The sequence below is a fragment of the Nocardia sp. NPDC050406 genome (genome assembly GCF_044459025.1).
Lineage (GTDB): Bacteria > Actinomycetota > Actinomycetes > Mycobacteriales > Mycobacteriaceae > Nocardia.
The window spans coordinates 840,248-856,906 of record NZ_JBITIM010000003.1 but is presented as its reverse complement, the minus strand read 5'-3'; the positions used below and the strand labels follow the sequence as shown (position 1 = coordinate 856,906).

The following is a 16,659-nucleotide window of genomic DNA, read 5'->3' as shown; positions in this document are numbered from 1 at the left end:
GTGGCCAAGGCCATCATTCCGGGCGAAAAGGCCAGCGCCGCCCTGGGCGACAAGGGTATTGGCGAGGACCAGATCCAGCGGCGTAGTGATCTTGAAGGCCAGGGCGTCGCCCGGCACGGTATGCACGGTCGCGCCCAGCAGCTCCACCAGACCGGCGTCATCGGTGGCTTGCGTATCGCCCGCGTAGGCCTCGCGCAGGAGCGTGGCCTCGAAGCCCTGCGGGGTCTGAATGGCGCGCAGCCCCGCGCGGTCGGGCGTGCCGGTGACCTCGCCCTCGGCATCCACGGCCTTGATGGTGTCGGTGACCGGCAGCGCGGGCACCACGGCGGCGCGTCCGGCGCGCAGCTCGGCGACCACCCGGGCGATCAACGACGGCGGCGTGAGGGCACGGGCCGCATCGTGTACGAGCACATGGGTGGCGTCCGGCGCGGCCGCGAGACCGGCTCGAACGGAATCGGTGCGTTCGGCTCCGCCGACGACCACGCTCACCGGCGCCGGGGAATCGGCGGCCGGGGAGCGCAGCAGTGCGCGGGCGTCGTCGACCAGATCGGCGGGGACCATCACCACGACATGGTCGACCGCCGCGGAGGCGATCAGGCCATCTACAGCGAGTCGGAGCATGGGTCTGCCGCCGACTGGAACGAAAGCCTTGGGGAGAGCTTCCCCAAGGCGAACGCCCATGCCAGCGGCAGGAACCAACGCTACGACACGAATGTCGTCGCGTGCGGTATTCACGGTCAGGAGGCCGCCGCGAGAACCTCGTCGAGCAGGGTCTCGGCCTTGACATCATCGGTGCCCTCGGCAAGGGCGAGTTCACCGACGAGGATCTGGCGGGCCTTGGCCAACATCCGCTTCTCGCCAGCGGAGAGGCCGCGGTCCTGTTCCCGACGCCACAGGTCGCGAACGACCTCGGCCACCTTGTTCACATCGCCGGAGGCGAGCTTCTCGAGGTTGGCCTTGTAGCGGCGAGACCAGTTGGTCGGCTCTTCGGTGTGCGGCGCGCGCAGAACCTGGAAGACTTTATCGAGGCCTTCCTGGCCGACGACGTCGCGAACACCGACATATTCAGCGTTCTCGGCGGGAACCCGAACGGTGAGGTCGCCTTGCGCGACCTTCAGGACCAGATACTCCTTCTGCACACCCTTGATGGTGCGAGTTTCGATTGCTTCGATCAGCGCCGCTCCGTGGTGGGGGTAAACGACGGTGTCTCCGACCTTAAAAATCATGTGTCCCGTGCCCCTTTCGATGTTCACAGTTTAACATGCGACTCGGTAACGGCGCGATCAACGGCGCAGGTCAGGGCCACAACGAGGCGGCGGCGGGGGTTGACAGAAGCGATTGAGTATGCATCTCCCTTGTGCCATAAGGGGATAGCGCCGCGGGCGTTCGCGCGTTCATCGCTTGGGGCATCACACAATTGCGCCATCGGGCTCGCGCGCATTGCGACACCGCGCCACTCGGGTCATCGACACCGCCCCCGCGCGAGACTCGAGAAGTCACGCATTACTCTCTTTGACTACTACTCTCCATAGTGGAGTGAGCCCGGTCGACATGGAGGACAACCCGTGACTGCCCTGAAAGCCACCACCGCGTCGAAGCGGCGTGCCGTTGCAGTAGTCGCACTCGCCGCTGGCGCGGCGCTCGCGTTGACAGGCTGCAGCGCTGGACAGATCTCGCAGACGGCGTCGCAGGTCGCGGCCGTCAATGGCAACAGCGCCGATGTCGGCAAGATCGCGCTCCGGGACGTGCGCATCCTGCTGCCGCAGTCGGAGGAGTACAACAACGCCAAGGGCGGTAAGGCGCTGCTCGCGTTCAGCGCCATCAACAGCGGCGAGTACCAGGGCGACACCCTCGTCAGCATCGAGGCCCCCGAGCTGGGCACCGTGAAGATCGACGGCAAGGCCGAGATCAAGCCGCAGGCCATTCTGGTGGCCGACCAGCCGAAGTCCGAGGCCGCCGGGCACGACGAGCACGGCGCGCAGCCCGCCGACGAGCACGGCACCACGACCACCACCACCACGACGGCGGCCCCGGCCCCGGCGTCGAACCCCGAGGACCAGGTCGCCGATCCGGCCGCCAATCCGCTGAAGATCGAGATCACCGGCCTGCAGAAGGATGTCACCGCCGGTCTGACCTACCCGGTGCGGTTCAACTTCAAGGAGAGCGGCACCGTGCTGGTCAACGTGCCGGTCGACGCCGGGATCGAGAAGGAGCGCGCCGTCACCGACAAGTCCGGTGCGGAGGAGAAGGGCGGCGAGTCCAAGGGCGGTCACTGAGCCCCGCTCACGGAGATCGCCGAGCCCCCTCGCGCAGATCACTGCGCCCGGCTCGCGCGGAACAGCTTGTCCCGCACCCGTTTCAGTTCGCTGGAACGGGTGCGGTGCTGTGTGGGGGGTGGCCGAACGCGCGGCGGAACCCGGGGGTGTCGGAGCGCGTCATTAGGCTGCCCGGGTGGCCAAGGTGAAAACGCTGTATCGCTGCTCCTCGTGCCAGCACGAGGTCGCCAAGTGGGTGGGGCGCTGCCCGGACTGCAACAGCTGGGGGACGATCGACGAGGTGGCGGCGGCCTCGGCGGCGGTGGCCGTGGGGCGGCGGGCCATGTTGCCGAGCACCGCGGCCGCGCCGATCTCGAGTATCGACTCCAAGACCACGCAGGCGCGTTCCACGGGCGTGTCGGAGCTGGACCGGGTGTTGGGCGGGGGCATCGTGCCCGGCTCGGTGGTGCTGCTCTCCGGTGAGCCGGGGGTCGGGAAATCGACCCTGCTGCTCGAGGTGGCGCATCGGTGGGCGCGCCAGCGCGAGGAGAAATCGCTCTACGTGACGGCCGAGGAGTCGGCCGGACAGGTGCGGCTGCGCGCCGACCGGACCGGCGCGGTGCACGAAAGGGTCTATCTCGCGGCGGAATCCGATCTGGCCACCATCTTCGGCCATGTCGACCAGGTGAAACCCACACTGCTGGTGGTGGATTCGGTGCAGACCATGCTGGCGGCCGACGCCGACGGCGTGATGGGCGGCGTCACCCAGGTGAAGGCGGTGACCTCGGCGCTCACCGCCATGGCCAAGGCCAGCGGGATCGCGGTGCTGCTGGTCGGGCACGTCACCAAGGACGGCGCGGTGGCCGGTCCGCGCACCCTCGAGCATCTGGTGGACGTGGTGCTGCACTTCGAGGGCGACAAGCACTCCACGCTGCGCATGGTGCGCGGTCTGAAGAACCGCTTCGGCAGCACCGACGAGGTGGGCTGCTTCGAGATGCGCGAGGACGGAATCGCCTGTGTGGACGACCCTTCCGGGCTCTTCCTGCACCATCGGGGCGTGGCGGTGCCGGGTACCGCGGTGACCGTGGCCATGGACGGCAAGCGGCCCATGCTCGGCGAGGTGCAGGGGCTGACGGTGCACACCCAGGTGCCCGCCCCGCGGCGCGCGGTGAGCGGGCTCGACTACAACCGCGTGTCGATGGTGCTCGCGGTGCTGCAGAGTCGCTGTGGGCTCAATCTGAGCAAGGAGGACGTCTACGCGGCCACGGTCGGCGGGATGCGGCTCTCGGAGCCCTCCGCGGATCTGGCCATCGCCTTGGCCATCGCCAGCGCGAATCGGGATGTGTCGCTGAATCCGGGCATGGTGATCCTGGGCGAGGTCGGACTGGCGGGGGAGGTGCGGCGGGTGGCCGGACTGACCAGGCGGCTCGCCGAGGCGGAGCGATTGGGCTTCACCGAGGCGCTGGTCCCGGTGGGTGTGGAGCGCGCCGGACGCACCATGAAACTGCGCGAGGTGGCCGATCTCGGCGCGGCCCTGGCGGCCAGCGGTCTGCGGCGGCGGCGCGCCCCCAAGGTCGAGGCCGCGGCCGAGGCGGACTTCTAGTGGCCGGGCGGTGGATGACCGGACTGCTGGGGCTGACCGGTTCGGTTCGGGGCGAGGTCGATTCGGCGCAGCGGGCCGAGAATTCCGCGGTGGCCGACAATTTCGACGATGCCCGCCGCGATGTGATCGCGCGGCTGGTTCCGGGTACGCAATTGCGGGACGGGATCGATCGAATTCTGCGGGGCCGCACCGGCGGATTGCTCGTGCTCGGTTACGACGATCGGGTGGAGAGTATCTGCGACGGGGGATTCGAATTGGATGTCGAATTCGCGCCGACGCGATTGCGGGAATTGTCGAAAATGGATGGCGCGGTGGTGCTTTCCACCGACGGCTCGCGAATTGTCCGGGCCAATGTGCATTTGGTGCCCGATCCGGTACTTCCGACGGTCGAGTCGGGCACCCGGCACAAGGCGGCCGAGCGCACCGCCGCCCATACCGGATATCCGGTGGTCTCGGTGAGCGCCTCCACCGGCCTGGTCACCGTGTACGCGCACGGGGCGCGGTATCTGGTGCGGGATTCGGCGACCATCCTGACGCGGGCGAACCAGGCCATGGCCACGTTGCAGCGCTACCGCGCACGCCTGGACGAGGTGACGCGGCGGCTGTCGGGCCTGGAGATCGAGGATGTCGCCACGCTGCGCGATGTGCTCGCGGTGGTGCACTGCCTGGAGCTCATGCGCCGCACCGCGGACGAGATCGACCAGGCCGTCCTGGAACTCGGCGTGGACGGCCGCCAACTGGCCCTGCAACTCACCGAACTCGTCGCCGACACCGACGGTCTGCGTCGACTCCTGGTCCGGGACTACCTGGTCGGCGAGCGGGCCGGTGCGGCCCAGACCGAGCGCGCCCTGGCCCGACTGGACGCGCTCGCCGAACCCGGACTGCTCGATGTGTCGGAACTGGCCCCGCCCCTGGGCTATCCGGCCACCCTCGAGGCCCTGGACACCCCCGTGAGCCCGCGCGGCTACCGGTTGGTGGCCGAGATCCCGCGCGTCCCCTTCCGTCGCGTAGCGCCGCTCGTGGACGTATTCGGCACCCTCCGAGCGCTATTGGAGGCGAGCCAGGCCGAATTGGAGGCCGTGGAAGGTATGACTCCGGCGACCGCCCGGCGCATTCGCGAGGGTCTGGCCCGCCTCGCCGCCGACAACGATTTCTGACCGCACGGCGCTTCACATGCCGGAAGGCCAGGCCGCCGGGGCTGGTATCCGGTGGCTCTGGCCTTCCGCGGTAACGGTTTTCGGTGGTGGTCGGACGGTGATGTCAGGAGATGTTGAACGGCTCCGGCGAGCTGCGCACCGAACCCAACTGCGCCACAACGGTGTACGGACCCGGCGGCACCGGCACCCGCTCGCCCGCGCAGTTCGGCTGTGAGCTGCTGCCCGACCAGGTGACCGTGAAGGCCGCCTGCTGACCGGGATTGAGCGTGCGCACATCCGGGGTGCCGTCGGGGTAGCAGTCGGTGCTCGCCCACATGCGGCGCTGGCCGTCCAGCGACGACACCGAGATCTGTTGCAGCCCCGAGCCCATATCGCGCTCACACGCGGTGCTCGAGATATTGGTGATGACAATGCCGAAGACCGGCTGCTCACCCGTCTTGTAGGTGGGCTGGCCGACCGTGACCTTCACCGCGAGGGATTGGTCGGGGCACTGCTTGCCCTGTGCCGCGGGCCTGGCACTGGCACTGGCGTTCGCGGAGGCCGACGGGCTGCCCGACTTGGACTCCGGTGCGCCCGAAGAACTTCCGGCGGCCTTGTTGGTCTCCGCCGTGGAGGTGGCCGCCGCGGCATCGGCCTTGTCGTCGCCGCCTCCGCGCAGTAGCGCGAAGGCCAGCCACAGCACCAGCGCCAGAGCGACGGCGATCGCTCCGATGGCGAGCAGGCGGCGGCGCCAATAGATTTCCGGCGGCAGTGGTCCATTCGGTTCCAGCACGCCACTACGGTAAGGGCAGGCTCGCGCCCATCCGGCTCAGGGTGTCGGCGTGTCGGTGTGCGGCCTGAACTAGACGACCTCGCCGATATTGCCGATGACACGCTGCAGTTTGATCTCGCCCTCGCCCAGCTTGTAGGTCACACACGCGATGGCGAGCTCCCCGGTGGCCACCCGCTGCGAAATGACCATGGAGCGTTCCATGAGCAGTCGCGCGGTCTCCTCCACGTGGCGGGCCTCGAGGTCGTCCACGGAGGTGAGGCCCTCGCGGCGGCCCAGCAGGATGGACGGCGTCACCCGCTCGACCACGCTGCGAATGAATCCGCCGGGCACATTGCCGTTGTCCAGGGCGTCGATGGTGGCGCCCACCGCACCGCAGCTGTCGTGGCCCAGCACCACGATGAGCGGCACCTTCAGCACGTGCACGCCGTATTCGATGGAGCCGAGCACCGAGCTGTCGACGACATGGCCCGCGGTGCGCACCACGAACATCTCGCCCAGGCCCTGGTCGAAGATGATCTCGGCGGCGACTCGCGAGTCGCCGCAGCCGAACAGGATCGCCTGGGGCTGCTGGCCGGTGACCAGCTTGGCCCGGTCCGCCACGCCCTGGTTGGGGTGCAGCAGTTCGCCGTTGACGAAGCGTTCATTGCCCTCGCGCAGGGCCTTCCAGGAGCTGATCGGATTGGAGTTCGGCATGCGGTCCATTTTGCATACTCTTTACGTTGCTGGCGAGTCTCCGACGTTACGGTCGGGGAAACACGACCTGTCCCGAGTGCGCGGAACCCGGTGAGCGCCCGCGTCGACCGGCGCGAACAATGGGCAGCGCGCGGAATTCGGTCGGTGGCGCTGATTACCATCGCGCGTGGCATCGAGGCGGTCCCGGCCGCGACGGCCGGGAGGAGGGTTGGGATGGATACCGACGTACTGATCGACTGGTATCAGGAGACGGCGCGCGATCTGCCGTGGCGGCGGCCCGAGGTGACGGCCTGGCAGATTCTCATGAGCGAGATCATGTTGCAGCAGACGCCCGTGGTCCGGGTGGAGCCGATCTGGCGGGAGTGGGTGGCGCGCTGGCCGGTGCCGTCGAAGATGGCCGCCGAATCCCAGGGCGAGGTGCTGCGGGCGTGGGGCAAGCTCGGCTATCCGCGCCGGGCGCTGCGGCTGCACGAGTGCGCCGGGGTGCTGGCCCGCGAGCACGGCGACGAGGTGCCCGCGGATGTCGATGTGCTGCTGAGCCTTCCGGGTATCGGCGCGTACACCGCCCGCGCCGTCGCCTGTTTCGCCTACGGGCAGCGGGTTCCCGTGGTGGACACCAATGTTCGGCGCGTGGTGGCCCGCGCCGTGCACGGCCGCGCCGAGGCGGGCAATCCGGCCGCCCGCGATCTCGCCGAGACCGAGGTGCTGTTGCCGAAGCGCGTCGACCGCGCCGCCATCGCCTCGGCGGCGCTGATGGAACTGGGCGCGGTGATCTGCACCGCCCGCAATCCCGACTGCGCCCGCTGTCCGCTGCCGTCGTGTGCCTGGGTCACCGCCGGTCGCCCCGCCTCGGACGTGGTGCGCCGGGTCCAGAAGTACGAGGGCACCGACCGTCAGGCCCGCGGTCGGCTCATGGATGTGCTGCGCGCGGCGCACGGTCCGGTGGAGCGCGTCCGCCTGGATCTGGCGTGGACCCGCGACCCCGGTCAGCGTGACCGCGCGCTGGACTCGCTGCTCGTCGACGGCCTCGTGGAGCAGACCGCCGATGGCCTGTTCGCGCTGGCGGGTGAGGGCGGCGCGTAGGCCCTGGAGACCGTGAACGCACCCCTCCCACGGCTGGACGAGGGGGCGTCGCCGTGGGAGGGGTGCGCGGTGGGCGCGATCCGCCGCCCCTCATGCGGCAGATCACGAGACTCGTCGCACCCCGAATCCGTTGGCGCGGAAGGGAGTGCGCGTCAGGCGGCCACGAGAGCGCGGGCGCGGGTTCTGGTGCGGCTGCCGATCAGGCGGCAGACCACGTAGATGGCGAACGAGATCGCCGTGACGAAGGTCGAGATCGGCACGCCCGGCGCCAGCGAGAGCAGAATGCCGCCGACGGCCGCCACTTCGGCGAAGACGATCGACAGGATCGACGCGTGCACCGGATTGGCGGTCACCTGGGTGGCCGCCGCCGCGGGCGTGATGAGCAGCGCCAAAACCAGTAGCGCGCCGACGATCTGGACGCCGAAGGCGGCGGTGATGCCGACCAGGATGGCGAAGACCACGGCCAGCGCGCGGACCGGAACCCCGCGGGCCACCGCCACTTCCGGATCGGTGCTCGCGAAAAGCAGTGGGCGGTAGACGAATCCGAGCACCACCAGCACCCCTGCGGTGCAGGCGGCGAGCAGTCCGAGCCCGGTGCCGCCCACGCTGACCACCTGGCCGGTGAGCAGCGAGAACTTCGACCCGGCCCGTTCCGGGCCGAGCCAGAGGAACAGCACCGACAGGCCGAGGCCGAAGGAGAGCACCACGGCGATGACCGAATCCCGTTCGCGCGCACGGGCTCCCAGCACGCCGAAGAGCACCGCCGCCACCACCGATCCGGCAATGGCCCCGAAGCCCACCCCGACTCCGGCGAGCAGGGCCGCCGCCGCGCCGGTGAGCGAGAGCTCGCTGGTGCCGTGCACGGCGAACGACATCTGACGGCTGACGATCAGCGGTCCGATGGCGCCCGCGAGCAGGCCGAGCAGCGCCGCCGCCAGCACCGCCTGCTGGACGAAGTCGTAGGAGAGCAGATTCGCGGTGGTGGAGAAGTCGAACATCTTCGACAGCACGTCGAGGAGTTTGTCGTTCATGCCCGCACCTCGCCGGGGTTCTCGCCGTGGCAGTGCTGGGCCCCGGCCGCGCCGAGCGCGTCCATGGTGTCGCCGGTGCCGACCACCACCAGGCGGCCGCGCACGCGCAGCACGTCGACCTCGGTGCGGTAGAGCTCCGAGAGCACCTCGGAGGTCATCACCTCGTCGGGTGGGCCGATCCGGAACTTGCCGTCCACCAGGTACAGCACCCGATCCACCAGCGGCAGAATGGGATTGATCTCGTGGGTCACGAACAGCACGGCGGTGTCGTGGGTGCGGCGGCGCTTGTCGATGAGGTCGGAGACCAGTCGCTGATTGGCCAGGTCGAGGCTGAGCAGCGGTTCGTCGCAGAGCAGTACCCTCGGATCGCCGACCAGGGCCTGAGCCACCCGCAACCGCTGCTGTTCACCGCCGGAGAGCACGTCCAGGGGCGCGCCCGCGAACTTCTCCGCGCCGACATCGGCGATGGCGGCGGCCACCTTGCGCTTGCGCTCCTTGCGCCCGCGCAGCCCGAGACCCCAGCGGTGCCCGTCCACGCCGAGCCCGACCAGATCCACGCCGCGCAATTGCGCGCCGCCGTCGATGGTCTTCTGCTGCGGCACGTAGCCGATATCCGGATTGCCCGCGCGGGCGGGCGATCCCGCGATCTCGGCGGCACCGGCGGACAGGCCCAGCTGTCCCAGCAGCACCTTCATGAGCGAGGTCTTGCCGGAGCCGTTGGGGCCCAGCACCGCGATGAATTCCCCGGGCGCGATCTCGAGATCGAGCCCCTGCCACAGCGTGCGCTCGCCGAAGGACAGGCGCGCGTCGCGCAGGCGCACGGCGGGAGTCGGCCCGCCTGCCGAGGCCGGGGCCGTATCGATGCCGTCCGTGCGTTCGGGCGACGAAACCACGCTGTTCACAGGGGTATTCATGTCGTCGATCCGTCCATTGATTCCCGGCGGGGACGCGGCCGGGGGTGCCGGGAGGGAAGTTTCCATTATGGAGGACATTCGACGGCTACCGGCCTCAGCCCAGCGCTTGTGCCAGCGCTTGGGCATTGCGGGTCTGCCACTGAACGTAATCCAGCCCTTCGGGCAGTGTTTCGGTCACCTCGACCACCGGAATTCCGGCGGCTTCGGCGGTGGCCTTCAGGTCCTTGGTGGCCTTGTCCTCGGTCTGGATGTTGTAGACGAGGGCGCGAACCTGCTTGGCGGTCAACAGATCTCGCACGGCGGCCACCGAGGCCGGGGACGGGTCGGTGCCCTGTTCGACGGCTTCCTGGAATTCGTGCGGGGTGCGGTCGTCGGCCTTGGCGTCGAGCAGCAGGTAATAGGCCAGCGGCTCGGTCTGGATCACCGGGGAGTTCGGGCGCTCGGCGGCGATCTTCTCGGTGATGGCGTCGATATCGGCGAGCTTGTCGTTGAAGGCGGCGGCGCGATCGGCGTAGGCCTGCTTGTGCTCGGGGTCGATCTCGCCCAGCAGCTCCGCGATGTGCTCGGCGACGTGGCCCACGACGTGCACGTCGTAGAAGACGTGCTCATTGGTCTCGTGGCTGTGGCCGTGCGCGTCCTCGGCCGGGGCGGAGGTGGTCGCGCCACCCTCGGGGTGGCTGTCCTCGGCGGCGATGTCGACGGCGTTCACGGACTTCTTGTCCTTGCCCGCGATGGCCTTGTCGATGAATTCGTCGTAGTCGCCGCCGTTGTAGACGACCAGATCGGCATCGCTGATCTTGGCGGCCTCGACGGGGGTGACCTCGTAGGAGTGCGGGTCGGCGCTCGGATCGGAGATCAGCGCCTCGACCTTCGCGTCCGGTCCGGCGACCTGCTCGGCGATATCGCCCCAGACATTGGTCGAGGCGACGATGGTGAGTTCTTCGGAATCGTTGTTTCCGGTACCGCAGGCCGTGAGGGCGGCAATGGTCGCAACGCCGACGGCTATCCCGGTGATTCGGGTAAATCTACTGGTCACGCTGGGTTACTCCACATGCACTACTTCAAACGGAAACGATTTCCATTTAAATGTAGCGCAGAGTGCGAGACACGCCAGCATCGCCGTGGCCGTCTGTGTCCAGCAACACGAGAGCGAGCCCGCGTGACGCACGCGGGCTCGCTTCGCGAATCGGCCTAGGTGAGGGCCGCGACCGGCTGGCTCAGCAGCTGGGCGCAGCGCAGCAGGCCGAGGTGGCTGTAGGCCTGCGGATGGTTGCCCAGCGAGCGTTCGGCAACCGGGTCGTACTCCTCGGAGAGCAGACCGGTCGGTCCCGCCACATCCACCAGCTGCGCGAACAGCGCCTCGGCGTCCTCGCGCTTGCCGATGAGCAGATACGCCTCGACCAGCCAGGCCGCGCACAGGTGGAAGCCGCCCTCGCCGCCGGGCAGCCCGTCGTCGTGGTGGTACCGGTACACGGTCGAACCGCTGCGCAGCTCGGCCTCGGTCGCCACCACGGTGGCGTGGAAGCGCGGATCGGACGGATCGATCAGACCGCTCAACCCGATGTGCAGGGTCGCCGCGTCCAGGTCGGTGCCGTCGTAAGCCGCTGTGTAGGACTGCACTTCGTCGTTCCAGCCCTCCACCTTCACCTCGTCGGCGATGGTGTCGCGCAGCTTCTCCCACTCCGGATCCACCGGCCGCCCGAACTGGCGGGCCAGGGTGAGCGCCCGGTCGACGGTCAGCCAGCCCATGACCTTGGAGTAGACGTGGTGGCGCGGATTGCCGCGGATCTCCCAGATGCCGTGGTCGGGTTCGCGCCAGCGCCGCTGCACGGCCGAGACCATGGCGTGCACCAGCTCCCAATCCGCGTCCGGCAGAGCCTGTTTCGGTTCGGTCATACCCTTCTTCTCGCGGGCGTGCGCCAGCTGCGAGATGAGGTCCACGATCGGTCCGAAGACGTCCAGCTGCACCTGCATGTTCGCGGCGTTGCCGACCCGCACCGGCCGCGATCCGGCGTAGCCGGGCAGCTGGTCGATCACGGCCTCGGGGGGCAGGGTCTCGCCGTAGAGGGTGTAGAGCGGATGCAGGCGCTCCGGACCGGGCAGGGTCTCCAGCACCCGGTGCGTCCAGGCCAGCAGCTCCTCCGCCTCGCCGAGGGAGCCGAGCGATACGAGCGCCGACGCGGTCAGCGAGGCATCGCGCAGCCAGCAGTAGCGGTAGTCCCAGTTGCGCACGCCGCCAATGTCTTCCGGCAGCGAGGTGGTGGCCGCCGCCAGGATCGACCCGGACGGCGCGTGCACCAGCCCGCGCAGGGTCAGCGCGGACCGCTTCATGAGATCGGGCTTGAGCGGCGGCAGCTCCAGCTTGCTCGCCCACTCCGACCAGTACCGCTCGGCCTCCCGCCTGCGGTCCGCCTCGGGTGTCATGGCGGGCGCGAGATCGGAAGTGCCGCAGCGCATCTCGAGCGTGATGGGACCCTGGCGGGGATCCACCACGGCGCGGGCGGTGTGGTGGTTGCCGTCATCGATGATGTCCCATTCGACGCCGGGGGAGCGCAGCACGATCGGATCGTTGGTGCCCTGAACCCGCAGCCCGCCGGTCTGGCGAATGATGCGCACCGGCACCTGCCCGAACTCGGGGCGCGGGGCGAAGGTGACCACGGCCTTGGCGTCACCGGTGATGACCCGGGTCAGATCGGTGCGCTCGGGCACCACGTCGTGCGGCAGGTAGTCCACCACCTGCAAACTGGCCCAACGGGTTTCGACGGTCATGGTGGCGTCCTTGTACCGCTGCGAGAGCGGCAGACCGGCGCGTTCGGGCGCGATGGTGAAGTGTCCCGCGCCCGGTCCGCCCAGCAGGTGCGCGAACACCGCGGCGGAGTCCGGTTCCGGATGGCACAGCCAGGTGATGGTGCCGTCGGGGGTGACCAGCGCCTTGGACCGCGGGCTGGCCAGCATGCTGAGCCGTTCGATGCGCGGGGCGCTGGCACCGGCCAACCAGGTGCGGCGCTCCTCGAGCAGGAAGGCCAGCGCCTTGGAGACGTCTTCGGTATCGGCCACATGGTATTTGGCGAGGCTCTCGCCCTCGCCGACCTTGATGCCGACATCGGGGCCGGAGAGGCGGACGAAGGCCTTCTCGTCGGTCACGTCGTCGCCGATGAACACCGCCGCCGACGCGCCCTGCTGATGCCGGACGATATCGAGGGCCGCGCCCTTGTCGGTCTCGACGACCGCGAGTTCGATGACCTCTTTGCCCTCGGTGACCTGAATGCCGACCCAGCTGGCCGGACCCTGGCGCACCTGCACCAGGGCGCGCCGCCCGATCTCGGGGCTGGCATTGCGCACGTGCAGGGCGACGCTGGCGGGTTTGATCTCGACCGAGACGCCCGGATTGTCCTGGGCGATCTGGGTCAGCGTCGACTGCACCTCTCGCAGTAGCTGTTTGGCGTCGTTGTCGATGGCGTGCACGAAGCCCACATCGAATTCCGAACCGTGGCTTCCGATGAGTTGTACCTCGACGGGCAGCCGGGACAGCGCCGCGAGGTCTCGGAGCGCACGGCCCGAGATCACGGCGGCGGTGGTGCCGGTGAGCCCCGCGAGCGCGCGCAAGGCACTCACGGACTCCCGGTGGGGATAAGCCTTCGCCGGGTCGGAGACGATCGGCGCGATCGTTCCGTCGTAGTCCGAGGCGACCAGCAGTCGCGGCACTCGGGCGACGGCCGACAACGCCCGGCGAAGTTCCAGTGGCAAATCCTGTGCGCTCACGCATCCAACCTAGTGATCGGAGGAGAATTTTCAGGGGCGCGAGAAACTCTACTGGGTGTGGATTGCCCACATGTTGGGGGCGTGATACATGGCGTTTACATTCGGGCGAACTGCAGTGGGTTCGCGCTGTGAACACTGGCGGGTAACTTCCGGTTCGCCCCGGAGGAGCCGTTGTCACCTGCGAAAACGCTCCGTGAGCGGCCGTCGTGCGAGCGCCCGCCGCGCTCCGATGATCTTGGAGCGCAACGGCTCCGGCGGTTGCCGGGACCGCGCCGCGGCGATGCGGGAGTCGCCGAAAAAAATTCTTGTGATGCTCGAGACTCTCGGGCCCTCGAGCGTCCCGATGCCCGCAACGACCGAGTCCGCGGTGCCTCGTCGGCAACCGCGGACCCGGGGTCGTATCGCGCGTGTGGCTCAGCCCTTGTTGCCGATGAGCAGATCCACGGTGAGCTCGAGGCGTTCGGTGACATCGGTCGCCGAGGCGCGCCGCGTCAGCCAGGCCACCAGATTCGACATCCACACATCGGAGATGACGCGGGCGATCGCCAGTTCCCGATCGGTGGGGGTGTCCTCGGCCAGCGCCCGGGCGAAGAAGCGGTCCATCACCTTGCCGACGCGATCGACCTCGGCGGCCGCCGAGGCGTCGGCGAACATGAAGGCGCGCGTCATGGCCTCGGTGAGCAGCGGATCGCGCTGCATGGCCCGGGTCACCTGCTGGAGCATCAAATGCATGCGCTCCTGCGGGGTCTCGCCGGGCAGCGGCTTGCGGCGGCTCTCGAACTGCTCGAACTCCCGAGCCAGCGCGGAGACCAGCAGATGCACCTTGGAGGGGAAGTAGCGGTACAGCGTGCCGACGGCGACATCGGCTCGTTCGGCGACCGCGCGCATCTGGACCGCGTCGTACCCGCCCTTGGAGGCCAGCGCCATGGTCGCGTCGAGGATGCGTTTGCGCCGGTCGCGCTGGGCGGCCGAGCTCAGGTCGTCCTCGCTGAGCGTGGTCACCGGCGCGGTCCGAGTGGCAGCCGCATCGGCGGCCTGCGATCGGGAGGGACTGGCCATCGGTTGAAAGTCCTTTCCTGCACGAATCGTTCGGTTCGTCTTATCAGCGTCGGCTGAGGCTACGAGTTCGTACCGCGCCCGGGCGACATCTTGACTTACGCCCGAGAGTGATATTAGAACATGTTCTAGGTGTGGGAGTCACGCCGGAAAGGCGGTACGGAGTGTGACCATCGCCACCACTGACGAGCATAAAGCCGTCCAGGAGTCGATGCGCGGATGGGCGTCCGCGGTGCGCCCAATTGCAACAATGCGGACCGGTGCGCCGGATTATTGGCGCGAATACTGGTCGCGCCTCGCCGATCTCGGCATATTCCGAGTCGCGGTGCCCGAGGAAGCGGGCGGTGCGGGCGGAACAGTCGGAGATCTCGCCGTTCTGGTGGAGCAGGCGGCACATGATCTCGTCGGCGGGCCGGTTTCCTCCACGGCATTGGCTGGACTCGTTGCCGGGGAGATGCTCGACGAGAATACGCCGTGCGGTGTTGCTCTTGGGGCCGAAATCGCAATATCCATGGGTGAATCGGATCTCAGGCTGTCCGGTGAGTGGACTTCTGTGATCGGTGCCGCACCGGGTACCGCGGTGCTGGTCCCGGTACGTGACGGTGACCGAAAGCTGTGGTGTCTCATCGACGCCGACGCGACGGGACTGCGGGTGGAGCCGCTGAATCCGTTGGACCACACCACACCACTCGCGAATGTCTTCTGTGTCGATGTCACGGTGTCGCGCGAAAAGATCTTCGAACCGCGCGAATCCGTCCACGATCTGGCCGCCGTACTGGTCGCCGCCGAGGCCGCCGGTATCGCCGGATGGTGTCTGGAGACCGCCACCGAATACGCCAAGGTGCGTGAGCAATTCGGTAAGAAGATCGGCGAATTCCAAGCGGTCAAACACATGTGCGCGTGGATGCTGTGTCGGGCCGAACAGATTCGCGCGGTGGCCGCCGATGCCGCGACCGCCGTCGACACTGGTAGTGCGGAACTGCAGTTGGCCGCGGCGATCGCGTTGGCGGTCGCGCTGGACGCGGCGGTAGAGACCGCGAAGGACTGCATTCAGGTGCTGGGTGGAATTGGTTTCACCTGGGAACACGACGCACATCTGTATTTGCGCCGGGCGGTCGCGCTGCGGCAACTGATGGGTGGCTCGGCGCGCTGGCGGGCGCGCGTCACCGAATTGACCCTGGCCGGGCAGCGCCGCACGGTCGGTCTCGATCTGGGGACCGATCCGGCGCTGGCGGGCGAGCCCGACTGGGAGGCCGTCGGACTGGATTCGGCACAGGCCGCGGTACTGGCCGCGGATCTCGCCCGGATCGCGGCGCTGCCCGTGGCCGAGCAGCGAAATGCCTTGGCGGAGACCGGACTGCTGGCCTCGCACTGGCCCGCACCCTACGGCCGCGGCGCGGGACCGATTCTGCGCTCGCTCATCGAGGAGCAGATTCGCAAGGCCGGAATCGAGCTGCCCGATATCGCCATCGCCAACTGGGCGGTGCCGACGCTGCTGCAGTACGGCACACCCGAGCAGATCGAGCGGTTCGCCGGGCCGACCCTGCGCGGGGATGTGGTGTGGTGTCAGCTGTTCAGCGAGCCGGGCGCCGGTTCGGATCTGGCCGCGCTGCGCACGGTGGCCGAAAGGGTCGAGGGCGGTTGGCGATTGCGCGGGCAGAAGGTGTGGACCTCGCTGGCCAAGGAGGCCACCTGGGGTATCTGCCTGGCCCGCACCGACGCCACCGCGCCCAAGCACAAGGGCATCAGCTATTTCCTCGTCGATATGTCGAGTCCGGGGCTGGAAATTCGGCCGCTGGTGCAGATCACCGGCGAGGCGAAATTCAGTGAGGTCTTCCTCGACGATGTCTTCGTTCCGGACGAATGCTTGGTCGGTCAATTGGGCAATGGGTGGAAGATCGCCCGTTCCACATTGTCGGCCGAACGGGTCGCCATGGGCGGTAAGGGAATCGGGGATGAACTCGAGGCCGTGATCGCCGCCGTACCGACCTCCGGGCCGGGTGCGGAATTGGTGGCGGATCGTCTGGGAAGTCTTATTTCAGAATCTGTCGCTGGAACTTTGCTGGAAGCTCGTGCGGCGCAGAAGCTGCTCAGTGGAGGCGATCCGAGCGCGCAGTCGAGCGTGCGCAAATTGGTCGGTGTTCGACACCGGCAGGCGGTGGCCGAATTTGCCGTCGAATTGGCTGGCGTGCCGGGCGCTCTTGACACCGACGTGGTGAAAGAATTCCTGCTCACGCGCTGTTTGTCCATCGCGGGCGGTACCGAGCAGATCTTGTTGACCGTCGCCGGTGAACGGATTCTCGGGCTGCCACGCGAATCGCACTAGCCAGCCC

The 16,659-nt window shown here is 68.4% G+C and carries 13 protein-coding genes and 1 pseudogene; 5 read left to right on the top strand and 9 right to left on the bottom strand.

Features of this window, described 5'->3' with window-relative positions:
• Window positions 1-39: 39 nt before the first annotated feature.
• Both ispD and carD read right to left on the bottom strand, forming a co-directional pair.
• Window positions 40-735, bottom strand: a pseudogene (gene ispD / locus ACIBH2_RS27315) (2-C-methyl-D-erythritol 4-phosphate cytidylyltransferase); the annotation flags it as partial.
• A 2-nt stretch (window positions 736-737) separates the two neighbouring features.
• On the bottom strand, window positions 738-1,226 hold the full coding sequence (gene carD / locus ACIBH2_RS27310) for an RNA polymerase-binding transcription factor CarD (RefSeq protein WP_025346809.1): 489 nt from the start codon (window positions 1,224-1,226) through the stop codon (window positions 738-740).
• Window positions 1,227-1,565: 339 nt separating this feature from the next.
• Between carD and ACIBH2_RS27305 the strand changes: the two genes are divergently transcribed.
• The 3 genes from ACIBH2_RS27305 (at window position 1,566) to disA (ending at window position 5,015) form a co-directional block, all read left to right on the top strand.
• Window positions 1,566-2,276, top strand: a complete 711-nt coding sequence (locus ACIBH2_RS27305; protein WP_397122443.1) for a hypothetical protein — start codon at window positions 1,566-1,568, stop codon at window positions 2,274-2,276.
• 175 nt (window positions 2,277-2,451) lie between these two features.
• Window positions 2,452-3,858: a DNA repair protein RadA gene (gene radA / locus ACIBH2_RS27300; protein ID WP_397122441.1), complete on the top strand. Its 1,407-nt coding sequence runs from the start codon at window positions 2,452-2,454 to the stop codon at window positions 3,856-3,858.
• A 14-nt stretch (window positions 3,859-3,872) separates the two neighbouring features.
• A complete protein-coding gene (gene disA, locus ACIBH2_RS27295) occupies window positions 3,873-5,015 on the top strand; it encodes a DNA integrity scanning diadenylate cyclase DisA (RefSeq protein WP_397122438.1) in 1,143 nt (380 codons plus the stop codon).
• A gap of 103 nt (window positions 5,016-5,118) precedes the next feature.
• Here the strand turns inward: disA and ACIBH2_RS27290 are convergent, their stop codons facing one another.
• Window positions 5,119-5,787, bottom strand: a complete 669-nt coding sequence (locus tag ACIBH2_RS27290; RefSeq protein WP_397122436.1) for a hypothetical protein — start codon at window positions 5,785-5,787, stop codon at window positions 5,119-5,121.
• Window positions 5,788-5,856: 69 nt separating this feature from the next.
• A complete protein-coding gene (locus ACIBH2_RS27285) occupies window positions 5,857-6,480 on the bottom strand; it encodes a carbonic anhydrase (protein WP_397122434.1) in 624 nt (207 codons plus the stop codon).
• Window positions 6,481-6,693: 213 nt separating this feature from the next.
• Here ACIBH2_RS27285 and ACIBH2_RS27280 point away from each other — a divergent pair, with 213 nt between their 5' ends.
• Window positions 6,694-7,563 carry an A/G-specific adenine glycosylase gene (locus ACIBH2_RS27280; RefSeq protein ID WP_397122432.1) on the top strand — a complete coding sequence of 290 codons (870 nt, stop codon included), beginning with the start codon at window positions 6,694-6,696 and terminating at the stop codon, window positions 7,561-7,563.
• Between the two features lie 152 nt (window positions 7,564-7,715).
• Here the strand turns inward: ACIBH2_RS27280 and ACIBH2_RS27275 are convergent, their stop codons facing one another.
• From ACIBH2_RS27275 to kstR, 5 genes are all read right to left on the bottom strand, one after another.
• Window positions 7,716-8,594 carry a metal ABC transporter permease gene (locus ACIBH2_RS27275; protein WP_397122430.1) on the bottom strand — a complete coding sequence of 293 codons (879 nt, stop codon included), beginning with the start codon at window positions 8,592-8,594 and terminating at the stop codon, window positions 7,716-7,718.
• Complete coding sequence (locus ACIBH2_RS27270; RefSeq protein WP_397122428.1) at window positions 8,591-9,508, bottom strand: metal ABC transporter ATP-binding protein; 918 nt, start codon at window positions 9,506-9,508, stop codon at window positions 8,591-8,593. Before ACIBH2_RS27270 ends, ACIBH2_RS27275 begins: the two co-directional genes overlap by 4 nt.
• A gap of 94 nt (window positions 9,509-9,602) precedes the next feature.
• Window positions 9,603-10,544 (bottom strand): metal ABC transporter solute-binding protein, Zn/Mn family, encoded by a 942-nt coding sequence (locus ACIBH2_RS27265; RefSeq protein ID WP_397122426.1) that lies wholly within the window; start codon window positions 10,542-10,544, stop codon window positions 9,603-9,605.
• 155 nt (window positions 10,545-10,699) lie between these two features.
• Window positions 10,700-13,270 (bottom strand): trehalose-phosphatase, encoded by a 2,571-nt coding sequence (gene otsB / locus ACIBH2_RS27260; RefSeq protein ID WP_397122424.1) that lies wholly within the window; start codon window positions 13,268-13,270, stop codon window positions 10,700-10,702.
• A gap of 414 nt (window positions 13,271-13,684) precedes the next feature.
• The gene (kstR, locus tag ACIBH2_RS27255; RefSeq protein ID WP_397122422.1) at window positions 13,685-14,329 is read right to left on the bottom strand and encodes a cholesterol catabolism transcriptional regulator KstR; all 645 of its coding nucleotides are present in this window, start codon (window positions 14,327-14,329) and stop codon (window positions 13,685-13,687) included.
• A gap of 163 nt (window positions 14,330-14,492) precedes the next feature.
• Here kstR and ACIBH2_RS27250 point away from each other — a divergent pair, with 163 nt between their 5' ends.
• The gene (locus ACIBH2_RS27250) at window positions 14,493-16,652 is read left to right on the top strand and encodes an acyl-CoA dehydrogenase (RefSeq protein WP_397122420.1); all 2,160 of its coding nucleotides are present in this window, start codon (window positions 14,493-14,495) and stop codon (window positions 16,650-16,652) included.
• The last annotated feature ends 7 nt before the right edge of the window (window positions 16,653-16,659 follow it).

What these genes read in the sequence shown, in the direction of transcription:
- carD (WP_025346809.1), bottom strand. Translation starts at nt 1,226, where the DNA reads ATGATTTTTAAGGTCGGAGACACCGTCGTTTACCCCCACCACGGAGCG.
- disA (WP_397122438.1), top strand. Translation starts at nt 3,873, where the DNA reads ATGACCGGACTGCTGGGGCTGACCGGTTCGGTTCGGGGCGAGGTCGAT.
- ACIBH2_RS27285 (WP_397122434.1), bottom strand. Translation starts at nt 6,480, where the DNA reads ATGCCGAACTCCAATCCGATCAGCTCCTGGAAGGCCCTGCGCGAGGGC.
- ACIBH2_RS27280 (WP_397122432.1), top strand. Translation starts at nt 6,694, where the DNA reads ATGGATACCGACGTACTGATCGACTGGTATCAGGAGACGGCGCGCGAT.
- ACIBH2_RS27275 (WP_397122430.1), bottom strand. Translation starts at nt 8,594, where the DNA reads ATGAACGACAAACTCCTCGACGTGCTGTCGAAGATGTTCGACTTCTCC.
- ACIBH2_RS27270 (WP_397122428.1), bottom strand. Translation starts at nt 9,508, where the DNA reads ATGAATACCCCTGTGAACAGCGTGGTTTCGTCGCCCGAACGCACGGAC.
- kstR (WP_397122422.1), bottom strand. Translation starts at nt 14,329, where the DNA reads ATGGCCAGTCCCTCCCGATCGCAGGCCGCCGATGCGGCTGCCACTCGG.